Annotated in this window: 16 protein-coding genes and 1 pseudogene; 6 read left to right on the plus strand and 11 right to left on the minus strand. The window is 37.0% G+C overall.

The features are described from left to right. The first annotated feature begins 131 nt into the window (after nucleotides 1-131). Entirely contained in the window at nucleotides 132-977 is an 846-nt protein-coding gene (locus tag QEN48_RS03490) for a S16 family serine protease (RefSeq protein ID WP_280109015.1), read from the plus strand. A gap of 76 nt (nucleotides 978-1,053) precedes the next feature. Here QEN48_RS03490 and QEN48_RS03495 read toward each other — a convergent pair. The 6 genes and pseudogenes from QEN48_RS03495 to QEN48_RS03520 all read right to left on the minus strand — a co-directional run. Continuing rightward, a pseudogene (locus QEN48_RS03495) lies at nucleotides 1,054-1,350 on the minus strand (hypothetical protein); the annotation flags it as partial. A 436-nt stretch (nucleotides 1,351-1,786) separates the two neighbouring features. Beyond that, on the minus strand, nucleotides 1,787-2,566 hold the full coding sequence (locus QEN48_RS03500; protein ID WP_347985121.1) for a class II glutamine amidotransferase: 780 nt from the start codon (nucleotides 2,564-2,566) through the stop codon (nucleotides 1,787-1,789). A gap of 152 nt (nucleotides 2,567-2,718) precedes the next feature. Continuing rightward, a complete protein-coding gene (locus QEN48_RS03505) occupies nucleotides 2,719-2,982 on the minus strand; it encodes a hypothetical protein (protein ID WP_280109017.1) in 264 nt (87 codons plus the stop codon). Between the two features lie 120 nt (nucleotides 2,983-3,102). Beyond that, nucleotides 3,103-3,501: a hypothetical protein gene (locus QEN48_RS03510; RefSeq protein ID WP_280109018.1), complete on the minus strand. Its 399-nt coding sequence runs from the start codon at nucleotides 3,499-3,501 to the stop codon at nucleotides 3,103-3,105. Nucleotides 3,502-4,147: 646 nt separating this feature from the next. Next, the gene (locus QEN48_RS03515) at nucleotides 4,148-4,921 is read right to left on the minus strand and encodes a PHP domain-containing protein (RefSeq protein WP_280109019.1); all 774 of its coding nucleotides are present in this window, start codon (nucleotides 4,919-4,921) and stop codon (nucleotides 4,148-4,150) included. Between the two features lie 22 nt (nucleotides 4,922-4,943). Next, nucleotides 4,944-5,705: a DUF6293 family protein gene (locus QEN48_RS03520; RefSeq protein WP_280109020.1), complete on the minus strand. Its 762-nt coding sequence runs from the start codon at nucleotides 5,703-5,705 to the stop codon at nucleotides 4,944-4,946. A gap of 117 nt (nucleotides 5,706-5,822) precedes the next feature. Between QEN48_RS03520 and QEN48_RS03525 the strand changes: the two genes are divergently transcribed. The 3 genes from QEN48_RS03525 (at nucleotide 5,823) to QEN48_RS03535 (ending at nucleotide 11,568) form a co-directional block, all read left to right on the plus strand. Continuing rightward, a complete protein-coding gene (locus QEN48_RS03525) occupies nucleotides 5,823-6,059 on the plus strand; it encodes a hypothetical protein (protein WP_280109021.1) in 237 nt (78 codons plus the stop codon). Between the two features lie 77 nt (nucleotides 6,060-6,136). After that, nucleotides 6,137-8,716, plus strand: a complete 2,580-nt coding sequence (locus QEN48_RS03530; RefSeq protein WP_280109022.1) for a PD-(D/E)XK nuclease family protein — start codon at nucleotides 6,137-6,139, stop codon at nucleotides 8,714-8,716. After that, on the plus strand, nucleotides 8,713-11,568 hold the full coding sequence (locus QEN48_RS03535; protein WP_280109023.1) for an ATP-dependent DNA helicase: 2,856 nt from the start codon (nucleotides 8,713-8,715) through the stop codon (nucleotides 11,566-11,568). Before QEN48_RS03530 ends, QEN48_RS03535 begins: the two co-directional genes overlap by 4 nt. Nucleotides 11,569-11,641: 73 nt before the next feature. On the opposite strand, the gene QEN48_RS03540 is transcribed toward QEN48_RS03535, so the two are convergent. Beyond that, nucleotides 11,642-12,295 carry a hypothetical protein gene (locus QEN48_RS03540; RefSeq protein ID WP_280109024.1) on the minus strand — a complete coding sequence of 218 codons (654 nt, stop codon included), beginning with the start codon at nucleotides 12,293-12,295 and terminating at the stop codon, nucleotides 11,642-11,644. Between the two features lie 138 nt (nucleotides 12,296-12,433). Continuing rightward, entirely contained in the window at nucleotides 12,434-12,958 is a 525-nt protein-coding gene (locus QEN48_RS03545; protein WP_280109025.1) for an NTPase, read from the minus strand. 23 nt (nucleotides 12,959-12,981) lie between these two features. Here QEN48_RS03545 and QEN48_RS03550 point away from each other — a divergent pair, with 23 nt between their 5' ends. After that, nucleotides 12,982-13,194, plus strand: coding sequence for a hypothetical protein (locus QEN48_RS03550; protein WP_280109026.1), 213 nt, complete (start codon nucleotides 12,982-12,984; stop codon nucleotides 13,192-13,194). Nucleotides 13,195-13,356: 162 nt separating this feature from the next. On the opposite strand, the gene ftsZ is transcribed toward QEN48_RS03550, so the two are convergent. Continuing rightward, a complete protein-coding gene (gene ftsZ, locus QEN48_RS03555; protein ID WP_347985128.1) occupies nucleotides 13,357-14,439 on the minus strand; it encodes a cell division protein FtsZ in 1,083 nt (360 codons plus the stop codon). Nucleotides 14,440-14,754: 315 nt separating this feature from the next. Here ftsZ and QEN48_RS03560 point away from each other — a divergent pair, with 315 nt between their 5' ends. Continuing rightward, nucleotides 14,755-15,399 carry a DUF2284 domain-containing protein gene (locus QEN48_RS03560; protein WP_280109028.1) on the plus strand — a complete coding sequence of 215 codons (645 nt, stop codon included), beginning with the start codon at nucleotides 14,755-14,757 and terminating at the stop codon, nucleotides 15,397-15,399. A 109-nt stretch (nucleotides 15,400-15,508) separates the two neighbouring features. Here QEN48_RS03560 and QEN48_RS03565 read toward each other — a convergent pair whose 3' ends face one another. Next, complete coding sequence (locus QEN48_RS03565) at nucleotides 15,509-16,006, minus strand: small multi-drug export protein (protein ID WP_280109029.1); 498 nt, start codon at nucleotides 16,004-16,006, stop codon at nucleotides 15,509-15,511. A gap of 100 nt (nucleotides 16,007-16,106) precedes the next feature. Further along, on the minus strand, nucleotides 16,107-17,189 hold the full coding sequence (locus QEN48_RS03570) for a S16 family serine protease (RefSeq protein WP_280109030.1): 1,083 nt from the start codon (nucleotides 17,187-17,189) through the stop codon (nucleotides 16,107-16,109). Nucleotides 17,190-17,194 lie beyond the last annotated feature (5 nt).

Genomic DNA, 17,194 nt, shown 5'->3' on the forward strand with positions numbered 1-17,194 from the left:
TACATCACCGTTTTTAACATTTTTCTAAAAAACACCCCACCTCCTAAAAAATTTGTTTGAGATTTAAGAAAAAACAAACAAAACATAAAGGTAACTCAAACCTAAAATGAATTAAGAAAACTGGTTGATCTATGAAGAAAAAAACCCTAGCTACAACACTAATCTTGATTATATTAGTAATAGTGTTAGGTGTTTTCTCCGGAATAACCTATCAAGAAACCTTAGAACAAGAACAAGAAATACAGAAATTGGAGGAAAACCTACATAACCTATCTAAAGACTACAGTGATCTACTCGAGGAACATGAAAACTTGGAGGGTGAACATCAAGAGCTAGAGTCAGATTACAGTGAATTAACTGAAGAACATCAAGAATTAATCAATGAGTTTAGTGAACTAGAAACTGACTATCAAACCCTTTCCCAAGAATATGAGATATTAAAAGAAGAACTAGCTTTTGGGTCAACAGAATACTATGCATTAGGTATAAAAGATGATGAGGACGAAGGAACAGTTAGTTCGTTAACCGCTAAAATAATTCAGGGAGAAGGCTCGATTTACATAGATGTAACCAACCATATATTCGGCGAAACAACACAGAAAGCAAGCCAGACCTCAATCGTTGTCGCAAACCAATACACAGACCTTGATCTGAACAATGACTACAGCGCACTGATATCCTGGGGTACAGACGCAGACATAATAGATGGTCCAAGCGCTGGAGCAGCTGAAACCCTAACAATAATATCAGCAGCAAACAACCAAGAAATAGACACTGAAATAATGATAACAGGAACAATCAACCAAGACGGGACAATTGGAGCAGTAGGAGCAATCGAAGAAAAAGCCAACGCCGCAAAAGAACATGGTGCACACACAATCCTAGTCCCAGACGGACAACATGAAGAAATAGAAGGAATCGAGGTAATCGAAGTTACGGACATAGAAGAAGCAATGGACCACCTCGGACTAAAATAAAAACCCAGATAAAAAAATATTTATGAAAAGAGGGCCAACCCCTCCACTCCACATCATTTAAAGCCAAACCAAACCTTTAAAATGGCATTATCTTATATTCGCCATTTTCCTCAACTAAAATTAACTGCATTGGTGTTTCTTCATCTTCACCATCTTCCGTTATAGACACTTCAAACTCTGCTACTGTCATACCCATTTCCTCGTCTACTTCAGTATTAATATCACCGATGAGTTCTATTTTTAAATCTGTTTCCTCAAATTCATTGACCGCTTGCTCGGCATCTTCTTCGGTTATTTCAACTTGTTCTGAATGGACTTCCATAAGTAGTTCTGCATCTCTATCGTTTATTGCGTTTAAATAAGTTTCAACGGTTTCTTCCGGTGTATCGAAGCTTGCATCGCCTCACCGTTTTCCATACAACCTGTTACGACAGCAACTGAAGATATTAAGGCTAAGACTAATATTGCTGTCATTAGTTTTTTCTTCATTTTTTGTACCTTTTTTTTTTAAATTGGTTTTTTTGGTGATAAAACCCCTTGATATTGTTTTTTAGGGGTTGAATCTAGGTGAAGGGATGAATAGTATTTATGTTGTTGGGGGTCGCTAGTTTTTTTGGTATGAAGTGGGAGTGTGATAGGTGTGGTGAAATTCATAGGATGAATCCATCTAGATGTAAGAATTGTTCTTATACTGTTTTAACACCAAAAGGAGAAGAGAAATCTAGGGTTAATAGAAATCAATTAATAGTTTTGTTAATGTTTTTAGTCTTGATTTTGTTGTTGGTTTTATTTTTAATTTAAAGTTTATTTCAATCGTTTTGGTAGACTATTTCTCCGTTTTTTAGTATTATTAGTTCTCCTTTTTTGAATTCTTTCCAGTTTTCGTTGGTTAGTCGGTTTGTAGCGGCTATGAATCCTTTTTGGTTTGGATCTGTTTCTCGATCTAGGTTTACTTTTAGGTCTTCGTCCATGAGTTTTATTTCACCGTATGGTGCTTCTCTACGTACGTAATAGAAGGAGTTATGTCCTCCTGTGTCGTGATAACAAAATAGGTATTCTCCGTCTGAAAAAATGCAGTTGAATTTTCCAAACTTATTGATTTCCTTCAATAGGTTGTGGATCCAACTGAAATTATTACTCCAATCCTTTATCTCTTTTTTATTTATTTTGTCTATTAGGTGGCAGAATGTATGTTCGGAGTCTGTTGAACCAATTGGTTTAAACCTACCCAGAGATAGTTCATCGGTCTCTTCAATTGTTCCGTTGTGAGCAAAGATATACATATCTCCATCAAGTTCTCGACTAAATGGATGACTGTTCATGTATTGTGGCTCTGCAATTGTTTTTTTACGAATATGAGCCAAAACCAGTTTTGAATTAATCTTCGGATAATCCCGTAAAAAACGGAAAAGATCACTACTACTGGCCTTAATAGGCTCTTTAAAAATCTGAGCAGATTGGTCAGGATAGAAACCAATACCCCAACCATCCGGATTATCCTTATCACTATACCCAAAACCACGAACCGATAAAGAAGGTCTTACCAATTGATTAAAACATAGACCAAGCAACTCACACACAAAAAACACCTATTAAACTAACTAAAATTAAATTTAAACAAAACAACAAAGAAACCTATACTAAATCGAATTAAATAGTTAGGGCTTCCTTTAGATAGTTTCAGTTTACATAAATAAAAAAATTTCCAACATATAAAAAGTGAGCCATAGAGAGTTAGAGGTTACGGGGTTTCTTTAGATCTATTTGAAGGTTGTTTCTTTGTTTTTTGTTGGTTGAGGTTTTTTTGTCTGTTGATTGTCCATTTTGCGAGTATTTCTATTTCTTGTTCATGCATTTTGTTCCAATCTAAAGTTAGGTGTTTCTGTTTTTTGTTTTTTTTAATTTTGAATTGTTCTTTTTTGAAGTCTGCTATTATTGTTAGGTTTATTTCTTGTTTTTTTGGTTTGTTTGGTGTTTTTGTATTGCTGATTTTTGTTTCCTCCATGTTTTTCGGGTTTTTTGTGTTTTGGGGGTAGAGAGGTTGGGAGGGTTTTTATGTCTGATGAGTCCCTCCCTTAATGAGGTTTAAAGATCTTGGAGTTTTTTTGTGGTTGTTTTGGTTTGGTTAGGTGTTTAGTTCTTGTAGTTCTGGGTGTTTTTCTAGTGCTTTTTCGTATGTGTATAGTAGTACTGGTGTCCAGTGAGGTTGTTGAAATCCGTTTTCTGGTTCTGGTTTTTTTGCAAGTGGTAGGTTTAGTCCTCCGCCTTCTGCCATGTATGGGACTGGGTGTGTTGGTATGTACATCAGTTCTTTTTGTTCGATTAGTTCGTTTATTATTTCTGTTAGTTCTTTGCTCATTTCGGCCCAGAACACTAGGTTTGGGTCTTCTGGTGCTGTTAATGCGTATTCTCCGTCTACGTTGATTTTTTGTTTTAGGAGTTTTTTTAGTTCTATGAATGTTGTTCCGTTGTTTTCAGCGATGTAGTTACGTAGTATTTTTTTTATTTCTTTTTTTGTTTCCATTTTTATCTCCTTTTTTTGGTTGGGGCAAAAAGGGTGTTTCCAAGGGAGGGTCGGGGGAATTTATCTGTGGGTTTTCTCCCTTGGAGTTATTTGTCGGTTTGGTTTAACCGATTTTATTCCTTTTTTGATATGACGCCCAAACATAATTAAAATCTTCTTGATATAAAACAATTTCCCTTGAAAAACTGTTTTGTTAAATCAAACCATAAAACCACCATTCACCTACAGATTGAAAGCGAGAATACCTTGGGGTAGACCCAGAAACAGTTAACAAAGAGCTATAGGCCCTGATAACAATAATTAAATACCTTAACATACAGAGGTATTTATTGGTTGTTTTAAGGGTCTGCTTTAACATAAAACTGGTTCTATGGCTTTCAAAAAACTGTCTATAGCTTGGAGCAACATCCTAAAACATAGTCAGATATATCTTGAAAACGCGATAAGCAGTAGGAAAAAGTTAGTGCCAATGTGCAAAAAGAGGGCTATCGAAGAGAAATAGAGTACATTAAAAATACACGTATCCCCCGGAAGGTAACTATCAACTATTGATTTACCGCTCGAAATCATGGTTCGTAGAAAGCAAACACCTCTTGAACAAGATAAAGCCCCCTACATAAACTCCTCCTCTTTATGGCGGGGTATGTCACTTGTTTAAGAAATTGAATGTGGATTTAAATGGCTTTAGAAATGTTTTTAAGATTTTTTTAAGGATGTATGCGGTTTTTCTGAAGAAAGCCTTGACGTAATGGTAGATGTGTTTATGCATTGCAGCTCTCTTTCCAGTGATTTTGGTTCCACCATTGTTGATCGTTTCTAAAACCTCTTGTATCTCGACTTCTGATAATGATTTTTTATCTTCGAACGTTATTTCGGTGTAGCATTTGCCTATTGTACCGAGGGAGTGTGCATCACTGGCACCAATCTTTGTATATCCATGTTTTTCGGCAAATTTTCTAGCTCTCTTGTTCTGGATACCGGTGAAGAACCAGGCATTCAATGTCTCAATTGCGTCACATTCATCTATGTTTTTTTTACGTACACCATGTCTGCTTTTCTGGAATGGGTGGGGGATGATTGCGACGCCACCTTCTTCGCGAATACGTCTGACGGTTTCGTTTATTGGTAAACCTGAAGGTATTCTTTTATCAATTCCGATTCCAAGAAGATGGCCATGTCGAGTGCTGATCTCGATTCCAGGGATAACCATTAAATCTTCTATGTCTTCTGCAAGTTCACATCCTTTAAGTGAATTATCAATCTTATTATGGTCTGTTATAACTATTACATCGATATCGATGTCGGCTGCTTGCTCAATAATTAATTCAACCGGCTCCTTTCCGTCGAAGGAATCTTCGGAGTGAACATGAGGGTCTACTTTTAATTTCAAAACTTCGTTTTCAGGTTCTTTTTCGAACAAAACAGTTTCCCTCTAGTTATATTTAGCTTATTTTTGCTATGTATTTTCCAGTCTCTGTTTTTTTGATTATGTTGCGTCTTCCAGTTTTTTCTCGTGTTATATATCCATTTTTTTCTAGTTTGTCTAGTATTCCTCTGTTTAAACGCATTATTAATTTTTGTTTCTTTTTTCTATTTAGGTCTTGATATCTGCCTTTGAATTTATATCTACTGTGTTTTTTTGATAGTTGGTTGAGTAGGTCATCTGTTTTTTGTGGTCCTTTTTTGTCTAATGTTTTTAATACGGTTATGGCTTCTTCGCTTGGTTTTTTAAAACTTAGGTTTTTTATTTCTTGTATTTGGTTTGTTTCGACGATGCTTAGTCCATGTTTGTTTTTCTCTTTTTGGCTATCTGGGTATCGGTCGGCTTTTACGTAGTATGTATTGATGTCGTGGTACATGCCTGTTAGTGTTGTTGCTACAGCTGTTAGTCGGCCTGCACCTGAGATGTTTATGTAGATTCTGGAGCCGTTGGTTTTTTCTTTTTTAATTAAACTGCTTGTTTTGTCCATTACGTCGATTAGATTGAAGATATCTGTATCGTGGATTTTGAACTCGATTTTTAGTTTATTTAGTTTTTGTTTGATTTTTTTGGTGTATTTTTTTTGTTTTTTGTATAATCTGTGTCCGTGTTTCTCGCTGTCAACGGTTAGTATATGTATTCGGTTAGCAGGATATTTTTCAAGTGGCTGTATTACCCTATCTATCTCGAATCCAAGCGGGGTTATGTGAACGATTTCTTCCATTTCTAAACCACATTTATTTGTTATATATGTTAACGTGAATATGTTTATGTTTTTTTGTTTAAAAACATAGTAATAAGGATAGAATAAACCACCCATCTCTTTAGGAGTGATATAAATATGAAAGAATATGGAGTTGAAGTTGATCCAGAAGAATGTGAACATGAATGGATGCCATACGAATTAGGAGCCATCAAAACCGGTGGAGGATTAGGAGCAACCCAAGCAACCGCCTTCCAGATATACAAAGCAATATGCCCTAGATGTGGCAAACTAAAATCCCTATATGAAATGGCTAGACGTAAAGAGTTTGAAAAAGAAATGGAAAAACTCCATCAACAAAAAAACAAAAAATAACCACTCCCATTTTATTATAGAGAAGTGGGCTAGGGGTTTTTGTTGTGTGGCTGCGTATACTATAGATGTGTGTTTTGATGGAGGTATGTCAGGCTCTTTCTATTGATGAATTATTTGATTTGGTCCGGGATTATGACCTTGTTCTCACCGTTGAAGCACCTCTAGCCGATTCATTAAACAGTCGTGTTGAACAGGCTTTTTTAGGTGATTTCGCCACAACCCCACGTCGCTATGTGTATACAGAATCAAAAACCGATTTGATGAATAAAAAAGAACTATTCCATCACATCGATAATGAACTGGAGTTCGGTTGGAAAAAAACAGCCTACCTACTTGAAGAGATAATCGATTGTTGGCTCGAGACCGGTAACCCCCACAAAATCTTAAATTATAATCAATACAATCGAAGTGAAGTAAAGAAGATATTAGATATATTGTTAACTACAAGAAATATCTATCGAGCGATGGATAGATATAGAATAACCGGTTCTAGTGTCGCTGTCGTTGGTTTTCATCAATTTAAGGAATTGGATAAAAAATTACTACCAGATAGTTTTGATAAAATAAATGTATTCAAAGAATCTAAAACAACTTTACCACGTTTTAATGTATTTAATTCAGGTATAGAGATCGTTCAAGCGTTATCTAAAAATGTCTCTAAAAATAATGCTGGAGACACCGCTTTTGTCTTAAACCAATCAAGTAGATACCAACCATTAGTTATGTCGATGCTTGAATCTAAAAACATCCCCTACCTAACCCAACGGGACATAAATGAAAACATCGATTTTAGAAACTTCCATTCACTCTGTCGAACCGCAACAACACAAAAACGATTTAAGGTAGGAGAACTCCAGCCATTACTAAAAAACCTAGATATAGATATCAACCGTCAATACAACCAGAAATACATCGACTCAATAGAATCAGAAAAACTCCAACAAATCCTTGAAAAAACCAAGGACTCAACTATAAAAGAAGCACTCAACCAATATACCCAAACCATAGGCCGGAAATTAAACCAGATAACCGAGTTCTATAGAGAAGCCGGTTTACTTGATTCAGTTATAACAGAAGAGTTATTAGACCTGGTTGAGTTCTACCTCGATGTCTTCGATATCAATTGGGAAACAGATAATTATGGCGGCGTCCTATTCGTTTCACCCAAAAACATAGCCTGGGTAGACAGACCCCAGATATTCCATATCGGAATGAATAGTGAATGGAGCTCTAAAACACCAACCAAACCCTGGATAGACAAAAACAAATACCACCAAACCAAACTCAAAAACTTCAAGATATTGATCCAAAACCAAAACAGCTACTACATGGTGCAAAACAAACACCAAAACGAAGAGGTCACTCCATGCTATTACTTCAACCAAATACACGACAAAGAGTTCACAAAATTCACCGACCTACCCTACAGAAAATACGGTGAAAAACCCACTCAAAAACTCCAGGCCTTCAATAAAAAAGACCTAAACATCAAACCAAAACAAATAGATCTAATCAGCCAATCCGACCTCAACAAACTGGTCGAATGTCCAAGAAACTACTACTTCAATAAACTAATACCACTCAGTGAACAGGACTACTTTAAAAAAGGCCGTCTATTCCACGACTACGCCGAATTCTACCACAACCACCCAGAATACACAGATAAAAACCAACAAAAATTCATCAAGTATATGGTATCCGAGATGGAGCCATTGGTAGAAAACCAATACCTCCCCATACTAAAAACCGAGTTCATCAATGGAACACAAAACATAAAGAAATACATCGATGAAAACCAAGTTCAAGAAACCAAACCCAATGGATATACAAAAAACAACTACAAAGATCAAAACATTTTCTCAACAAAAACAAACAAACCAATAACATCCGGACTAACAGAAGTTTGGTTTGAAGACCGAGAACTAGGTTGTCGAGGAAAAATCGATCTAATAAAAAACAAAAAACAGTTGGTTGACTACAAAAGCAGTAAAAACAAAAAAACTAGCTCCAACATAATAAAAAACTCAAACATCGATATACTGAAAAACAAACCAAACTTCCAAGCCATCCTCTACTTAATGCACCACCGTAAAACACAACCCAAAACCGAGATAGACTTCATATACTACTACTTCCTAAACAACATCGAAAACCAGATACAAGGCAAATCCAATTACAAAAATAACATAACAAAAATAACATACTACCCAAACACATTCCAAAAACAAATAACCCAGAAAACAGCCTACAACTGGCTATGCAAAACCAGTAAAACAAGAAAACGATTCCTAGAGAAAATTGGGCCAGAAAACTACCAAAAAGCGATGGAAAAAATAACAATATCTAAAAAAGCAGAGTACGATAAAGACCTGCTAACCAAAGAATGTCTAGATGAATTAAAAAACAACTACAGTAAGTTTCTAGAAATCGGTAGAGGCAAAGACGTTACAGCCAGACAACTAGAAAAAAGAACAAATGGTTTATTACGTAAATTAGTGGATTATCGCCTTAATAACTACTTCAAAGAAGATATAGATCGTTTTGAAATATTTCTAAATAAAAAACTCACAGAACTAAATAAATATAAAAGGTCTAGATTTCCAGTTGGAGAACCAGATTTCGATAAATTGGATTATCCAGATTTAATAATAAAATGATTAAACCAAACAATAAACAAAAAGAGTTAATAGAACAACACGACGGAATCTACCTAGTCGATGCCGGACCTGGTACCGGTAAGACCTACAGCCTAACCGAGAGATACATACAAATACATCAAAAAGGCATCGAGCCAGAAAATATATTACTAATAACATTCACAAGAAACGCAGCCAACCAACTAAAAGAAAAAATAATACAAAAATCCAATATAAATCCATCAAAAATACAGGACGCAGCAATAACCACATTCCACAGCCACTGTAAAAACAAAATCGAATCAAATGGATTCAACACCCCCCAACACCTAGGGCTACAAGACCACATAACAAAAAACACCCGCACCCTAGAAAGCCAGGTATTAGAAAACCGACATTTCAATCGGTTCTACAGCCAATTCAAAAACCAACACCCAGAATACAAAAACCAATACAGAGTGGTTAACAACCCAAACAACCTGCTCCACCTAATCAAATCACTAGCAGTGAAAGGAATCATCCCCCAAAAACATGGATGGTACCGCAACTCCGGAAAACACCTCGATGGCGACCTCCAAGAACTTAAAAACAAAATAGAGAAACAAAACAAACCAAGACCAGGTAAAAACGGCCCTAAACAATCAGAACTCAGAAAGAGATTAAACACATATAAAAACAAATGCTTCACCCAAAACGCACCCACCAACCAAGAAATACGAGGCGGTAGGGCCAGCAAACAGGTCACACCAAAATATATAGAGAAAGCAATCAACGAAGACCGTAGAAACCTAAAAAAATATATACACGACATCTACCACGAATACCTACAGTACGCCCTAAACAAAAACTACCTAAACTTCAGTTTCTACCTACTTTTCGCATACGTAATGTTGGTTGAAAACCCAGAACTACAGAAACAACAAGGATACAAATACGTAATGATAGATGAATTCCAAGACACAAACGAAATACAACTAAAACTAGCATTACTCCACGCAAAAAAAGGAAACCTCTGCGTCGTTGGAGACTGGAAACAAAGCATATATAGCTTCCAGTACGCAGATGTCCAAAACATCCTTCAATTCAAAAAAAGACTCAGAAAACATAAAAAAACCCTAAACAAAGACCACCCCCGAATAAACTACAACACCGAAAACATCAAAAAAACCAACCTAAAACAAAACTACAGATCAGGCCAAAAAATAATCGATTTCGCCGAAACAGCCCTAACACTAAAAGCAAAACAAAACGAAAAAATCGAAGAAAAAAAGATCCAAAACCAAATAACCAAACTAAAATCCCAAAAACCCCATAAACCAGAAATCAAAGCAATACACAGCGAAAAAGAAAAACAAACAATCCTAACAAAAATACAAGAAATAACCCACAACCCCGAATACACAATCAAACCAAAAACAAACGACCAAAAACGTGAATTAACCTATAAAGACATCGCAATACTAACAAGAACAAGAAAATTCGGACTCGAACTACAGAAAAAAGCCAGACAACATGGAATACCAATCGCCTACGAAGGAGGAGTCGAACTATTCAAAACAAACCCCGCAATCCTCCTACTAGCATGGCTAAGAACAATCCAAGACAGAGACACAAAAAAAGGATGGGCAGTAATACTTGAAAACACCGGCTACACACTAGACGAAGCCAAACACATACTAAAACACAAAAAATACCCAAAAAACATGACCCAATTCAGACAACAACTCCAAGAAATAGAAACACTAACAGGAATAGCCCGCAAAATATTCGACCAATACCAAATCGACAACGCCTACTCAAACAAAACCATCGAAGTCATAGACAACGTCTTCAAAAACAGCTACCTAAACCTAGGAGAAATAATCCATTTCATAGAACAAAACATCCAAGAAGAAGAAACATACGAAATTGACAGTAAACACAGAGAAGACCTAGCAACCATACAGACAATACACACCGCAAAAGGCCTCGAATACCCAGTCATATTCATATCAAACGTAAACCAACACAACTTCCCAACCCAAACACACAGCAAAGGCCGAATAACATACAACAACCTAACCGGAATACGCCAAAAAAAGATCTACAATAAAAAAAACCAACCCTACCTATACGACAACTGGAAAACCCACATAATAAACAAATCAATAAAAAAAGACTACAACGAAGAAAGAAGACTGATGTACGTCGCAATGACAAGAGCAAAAAAATACCTATACATAACCGCAGACACAAAAAACAAAAGCCAGTTCTACAAAGACCTAAACCTAAACAAAAAACAAATCAAACCAGACATCAAAAAAACCCCAAAACAAAAAACCCAACCAAACCAATTCAAAACAAAACCAACCAAACAAAAAACACCAATAAAACTACCAATAACCAAAGTTATCAATAAAACAAAATCAAAAGGCCGAGGAACAAAACACGGAATAAACCTACATAAATACGCAGAAAAATACATAAACGGCCTCGAAACCCAACCAAAAAACCAAGATGAAAAAAACGTCAAACAATTCATAGACCAACTAAAAGGAACCAAAATCCCAGAAAAAAAATGCACACTACCCCTCCACATAAAAAACACAAAAATAATACTAAACGGCAAAATCGACTTAATACACAAAACAAACAACAAAATAGAAATAATCGACTACAAAACCGAAAAAAGCAAACAAACCAAAAAACAACACCAAACACAAATAAGCCTATACTACCACACACTCAAACAAATATACCCAGAAACAAAAATCACCCCAATCATATACTACACACAAACCAACCAAAAACAAACAATCAAACCCCAACCAATAACAAAACTAAAAAAACAAATAACCCAAACACTCAAAAAACAACAAAAAACACAAAAATAAAAACCCACTTAACCCAGAAAAAAAGGTTATCCAACCCCAAAACTAACACTCCTCCAATCAGGGAGAGGTTACTTCACAACTCCAATAAAACCAAAGAAGGATAATTAACTGAAGGCCCAACCGACGAAAAAACACTAGATGTAACAGATAAAAAACCTACATAACGAACCGAACCAACATACCTTTCAACACCACCAACAGCATCTCTAAAAACCTCTGGCACCCCACTCCTCAAGTTATATAGAGGTAAGGCCTCAGATAAACGATTAAAAACCTTCAACAACCTCCCAAACAAAAAACCCTGGTTACCTAAAAAAACAAACAAATCCAAAAACAAATCCCCAACCAAATCACACTCAAACTCTAAACCCCTTAAATCCCTAAAATAATCATAAAGATGGTTAGGCAGTTCTTGATAATTCTCACTCCAACTATAACCCTCAACACCCAACCCATCAATCTTACTTAAAAACTCATCAACACCCAAAATATCTTTTTTACGGCCACGATAAAAATCAAGAACCCCCATAGCATTATCAACATCACTCAAACGACCTAGAGAACCCGGATAATAAACCTCACAACCCAGTTTACCCGACAAACTCCCTAAATCACCATACACATCACCCAAAACCAATAAAGAAGGATCCAAAATAACCTTATCAATAAATATACTGGAACCATCAACATCCAGTGAATCGAAAAAACTTTGATAACCACTCTTCATAGTCCTAACCTAATATAAAACAAACAATATAATTAACTTTTGTGAGAGTTTGAGAGAGCAGTAACCCCACTCCTCCTTAGGGAGAAAAGGATGTCACTAGTTTCCATCAAAAACCAAATAAAACCCCACAAAAACCCATCAACCATCCATAGTAAGTTCTACAGGCGGTAGAGGGAGAGTGCCTCGGGCCTCGACCCCGAGGTAGTTCACATCACCTCTATCTTTCACCCTACCGATATAACCTGTAACAGACTGTTTATGTATCACACCGAGCACAGGAACATCACTCTCTAGGACTCTCCAACACCATTCTTTAAATACTTCACTATAAACCTCCATAGGACCTATTTCATCAACTACAACGACATCAGATTCTTCAATCCCCCTTTTGAAACTCTCTCTTGAAACTCTATCCACACTAGATATATCCACCCTATATTTACCTACCTTAGGCCCTTCCTCTTGATCTATATGGGCTAACACTCCTGACCTACCACTCAATACATCGATTATCTTGAATCCTTTTCTACGACCATTTTCCCGAATCTCTGGACAATAAACACCACCAACAACATCCCTATCTCTCAATTCATCAACAACCTTCATCAAAACAGTGGTCTTACCAACACCAGGACCTCCAGTAATAAAATAATTACCTACCAAAAAAACCACCCAAATAGTTTAAATTGAATTACCTGTCTCACTTTTCTGCAATCCAAATAGGGATGGAGACAAAAACCAACAACAAACCAACAAAAAACAAAGTTGAAACAAATCCAGCTATAGAAACCTCAAAGGATGAAAAAACAGAAACACCTAAAACCAATGACAATAAAATAGAAGACAAAACCAAAAACAGGCCCAGGAAAATTAAATTCAAAGGAAAAACACGCATATAACCAAAAAACATGACTAACCACCCTCTAATAAACTATAAAACCCTATTTTTTTACTATAAAACCCTCTTTAAACCCTAAATACCCCTATATCTATCTCTAAGTTCAATTTGAATAAAGGTTTTTTGGGGAAGTTTTTATTCTGCTTCCCCTTTTCTGGTTGGGTTATTTTATTCTGTCGATTGTTAGATTGGGTTGTTCTCTGTTTACACATCGACCGTTTCCGTTGTTCATGACTTGAGAGCTGTTAACTCCTGTCATGATTGCCATTACTCTTACTTTTCCATCGTAGTTCTCGTTTATTCTGGCGCCCCAAATGACGTTTGAGTTTGAGTCGAGTTCGTATGTTAGTTCTTGAGCTACACTCTCACTTTCTTTTAGTGTGAGGTCGGATCCACCTGTTATGTGTACTAGACAGCCGGTTGCTCCTTCGTAATCTACATCTAGTAATGGATGGTTAAGTGCCTCTCTAACTACTGAACCGGATTTGTCTTCTTCTCCGGTCTCTCCAATCAACATGACTGCTACTCCACCACAACTCATGATGGTTTTTACGTCGGCATAATCTAGGTTGATTAGCGATGGCTGTGTTATTGTTTCCGATAGTCCCTTCACCGTTTCCGCTATTAATTGATCCATAACGCTGAATGCTTGTTTTATCGGTAGGTCGGGAACATAATCCAGTAGTCTATTGTTATCCAATACGATTGCGGTGTCTGCTTCTTGTCTTAATCTCTCAAGACCTCTTTCAGCCTTTTTAAGCCGCGCTCTCTCCACATTGAATGGTGTGGACACCATTCCGACAACGATAGCCCCCTGATCTTTAGCTACTTCAGCAACGACAGGTGATACTCCAGTACCTGTTCCACCACCCATTCCGGCGGTGATAAACACAAGGTCTGCACCCTCTAAAACATCCTCCAGTGTACCTCGAGCAGTTTCAGCCGCCTTCTCACCTAGCTCTGGATATCCACCGGCTCCAAGACCCTTAGTGAGAGACTTGCCAACCAAAATCCTTTTATCAGCCTTTATCATGTCGAGATGTTGTTTATCCGTGTTTATAGCAATAGTTTCTGCACCCTCAACACCAATCCGATAAAGCCTGTTAATAGTGTTGTTACCTGCACCACCACAACCAACAACCACTATCTGTGGCTTACCAAACTCCTCAAACTCCTCTATATTCTGATCTCTAAAATTAGTTTCTTCCGTACTGTGTTCCTTTGCTTGATTAATTAAGGAATCCATACTATCCATCCCCTCCAAATATTAATAACAATCCTCCAATACAAAATCCAAATCAGATTGCCAATATACACTTATAAATTCACAGATTAAATACCTTTGGGTATCCCCCCAAAAAACAAAAACCCCACAAAAACAAACCAACCACCCCAAAACACCAAAAAAACAACCAAACAAAAACTAACAACAAACCAATAATATAGTTAAATAAAACGAAATCAAGAACTAAAACCATTTGTTGGATAGATGTGTTTATATACTAATTTAGATTTAATAACTAATTAACTGTATTTAATTAATCGTTTTAGGTGTTTATTAATGAGTGTTAGTATCTCTAGTTTGGAAGATATCTTTAAAGATATTCATGCTGATTTCAAGAATATAGAGCCAGATAAGGTTGTAGTTGCTAACTGGGTTCGCTGGAAATGTAAATATGGATGCAAAGCCTACGGAAAACATTATTCATGTCCACCCCACACACCAACACCACAAGAAACCAAAGACATCCTACGAGAATACTCAATAGCATACCTCTTCAGGTTCAAAGACATCGAAACAGACCCAGAATACATAGATAAAGATAAACCCACCAGCTACAGCGAGATTATGGGAGGAGAAAAACCAAACCCAGAACACCTCCACCACTACTTCTACCCAGGCGTCAAAAAAGTATACGAAACAATGCCAAAAATAGAGCGAGAAGCCTTCATCAATGGATACTACAAAGCATTCTCATTCGTAGGACTACCATGCAGCCTCTGCCAAGAATGCGTAATAGAAGAAAAAAACCTACAAGAACCAACATCAAAAAAAGACTGCAAAAACCCAGACACAATGAGACCACCAATGGAAGGAAGCGGAATCGACGTAATACAAACAGCAAAAAACGCAGGATACAACCCAGAAATACTAACATCCAAAAAACAACCAATAAACCTCTACGGACTACTACTCCTAGAATAAACCAAACCAAGGCACCAAAACCAAAAAAACCCTAAAAAACAACACTATAGCCCTATCGTCAATGATAGGAGAACCCAACTCAATTTTTTATAAAAAAAGGGGAGGGAGGTTAGAGTACAGTAGCTATGCTGATAACTCCTAAAACTGCGAGTGAAACAATAACACCAGAAATCAAAACACCCAAGAAAATCACTAATGTAGCAGGAACCAACTTAAATCCAAATAAATAAGCAGCTGCAACACCGGTCCAAGCACCAGTAACCGGCAAAGGAATCGCAACAAACGGAATCAACCCTAACAAACCATAACGCCTAACCGAACCCTCAACCCGATCCCTAGTTCTACTAAAAACCCAATCAAAAAACCGGTCAAAAACACTAAAACGCCTCAACCAACCCTCAACCCTAGGCAAAAACTTCAACAAAAAAGGAACCGGAATCATATTACCAACAACAGAAAAAAAATAAGCCATAGGCAAAGACATCCCATAAACACCAACAGCAACAGGAAGCCCACCCCTAAGCTCAACAACAGGAAGCATAGACAAAATCATCGTCGCAAGCCAATCAGGCAACCCAACAAGCCACAAAGCAATATCCTCAACCACAAAACCACCACAATAAACAAACAACCCACAAACACATAAACACAACACCAAAAACAAAAAAAATAAGGGATGGATTACCCACCCCACACCAACTAACTACTTATTCGACAATGAAAGTCTCAGTGAACATTATATCCTTATCACCAACAGGATCCACAACCTCGATAATCACTTCATGCTCCCCCTCCATCCAGCCATCACTTGGAGGTTCATACTCGTTTGTAAACCATATTGTCTGAACCCCATCCAACTCATCATCAAACCATAAGTATTCATCGAAGAAAGGATCAACGGTTCCATCAGGCCATACAATCGTTACATACTGTTGATATTCCGCATACCCTTCTTCATCAAGTTCAAATCCCTCTATCTCAAAATAAAGTTCAACCCATTCATTAGATTCATAAACACCCGGATGTGGATCATAGTTCTGATAATCATAGACTTCGTTTACAAATGAGAAATCACCCACCTCTAACTCGAGCTCTGGATACTCAACGTCTCTAGGCTCTAAACCAACCTCGTACATAGCTTCCTCAATATGACTGACTTCAACAACATCTATTCCAGGCATATAGACAGATTGGCCTTCAGGTACTAAAACGGTTTCAAAACCCATTTCCTCTGCGGCTTCAACCTTTTCTTCCACACCACCAACAGCACCAATACTACCATCAACTTCAATAGTACCTGTAATCACTACTTCATCATCTAATGGTTGTTCATTAGCAGCAGAAATTATGGCGAGAGTTTGAGCGGCACCAGCACTAGGTCCACCAAGGCTAACAAGCTCACTTTTTGGATCAAAATCAAGATATACATCATGATCAGACTCTAAATCAAGATCGGTATGAAGGTCAGCTACATCCCGTGCATCAACAGCAGAACCTTGGGTATCTACTTCAAAAGCGGTGTTATTAATTTCAAGATGTATAGAGCCATCACCCGAAGCAACCGAGACATCTAAATCTCTAACAAAACCACTATCATCTAAATAAGTTAAATAATGATAACTCGAATCAAAACTCTTAGTCTCCTCCAACAAACTCTCATAATCCTCAGACAGTGATTGATAATTCTCCTTATATTGCTCGGCATCCATATACATAAAACCACTGAAACCAGCCAAACCCAAAGAAACCAAAACCAACAAACCAATAAAGATTTTTACAGACAACTTCATTTCAA

The sequence above is a fragment of the Methanonatronarchaeum sp. AMET-Sl genome, assembly GCF_029854155.1.
Classification (GTDB): domain Archaea; phylum Halobacteriota; class Methanonatronarchaeia; order Methanonatronarchaeales; family Methanonatronarchaeaceae; genus Methanonatronarchaeum.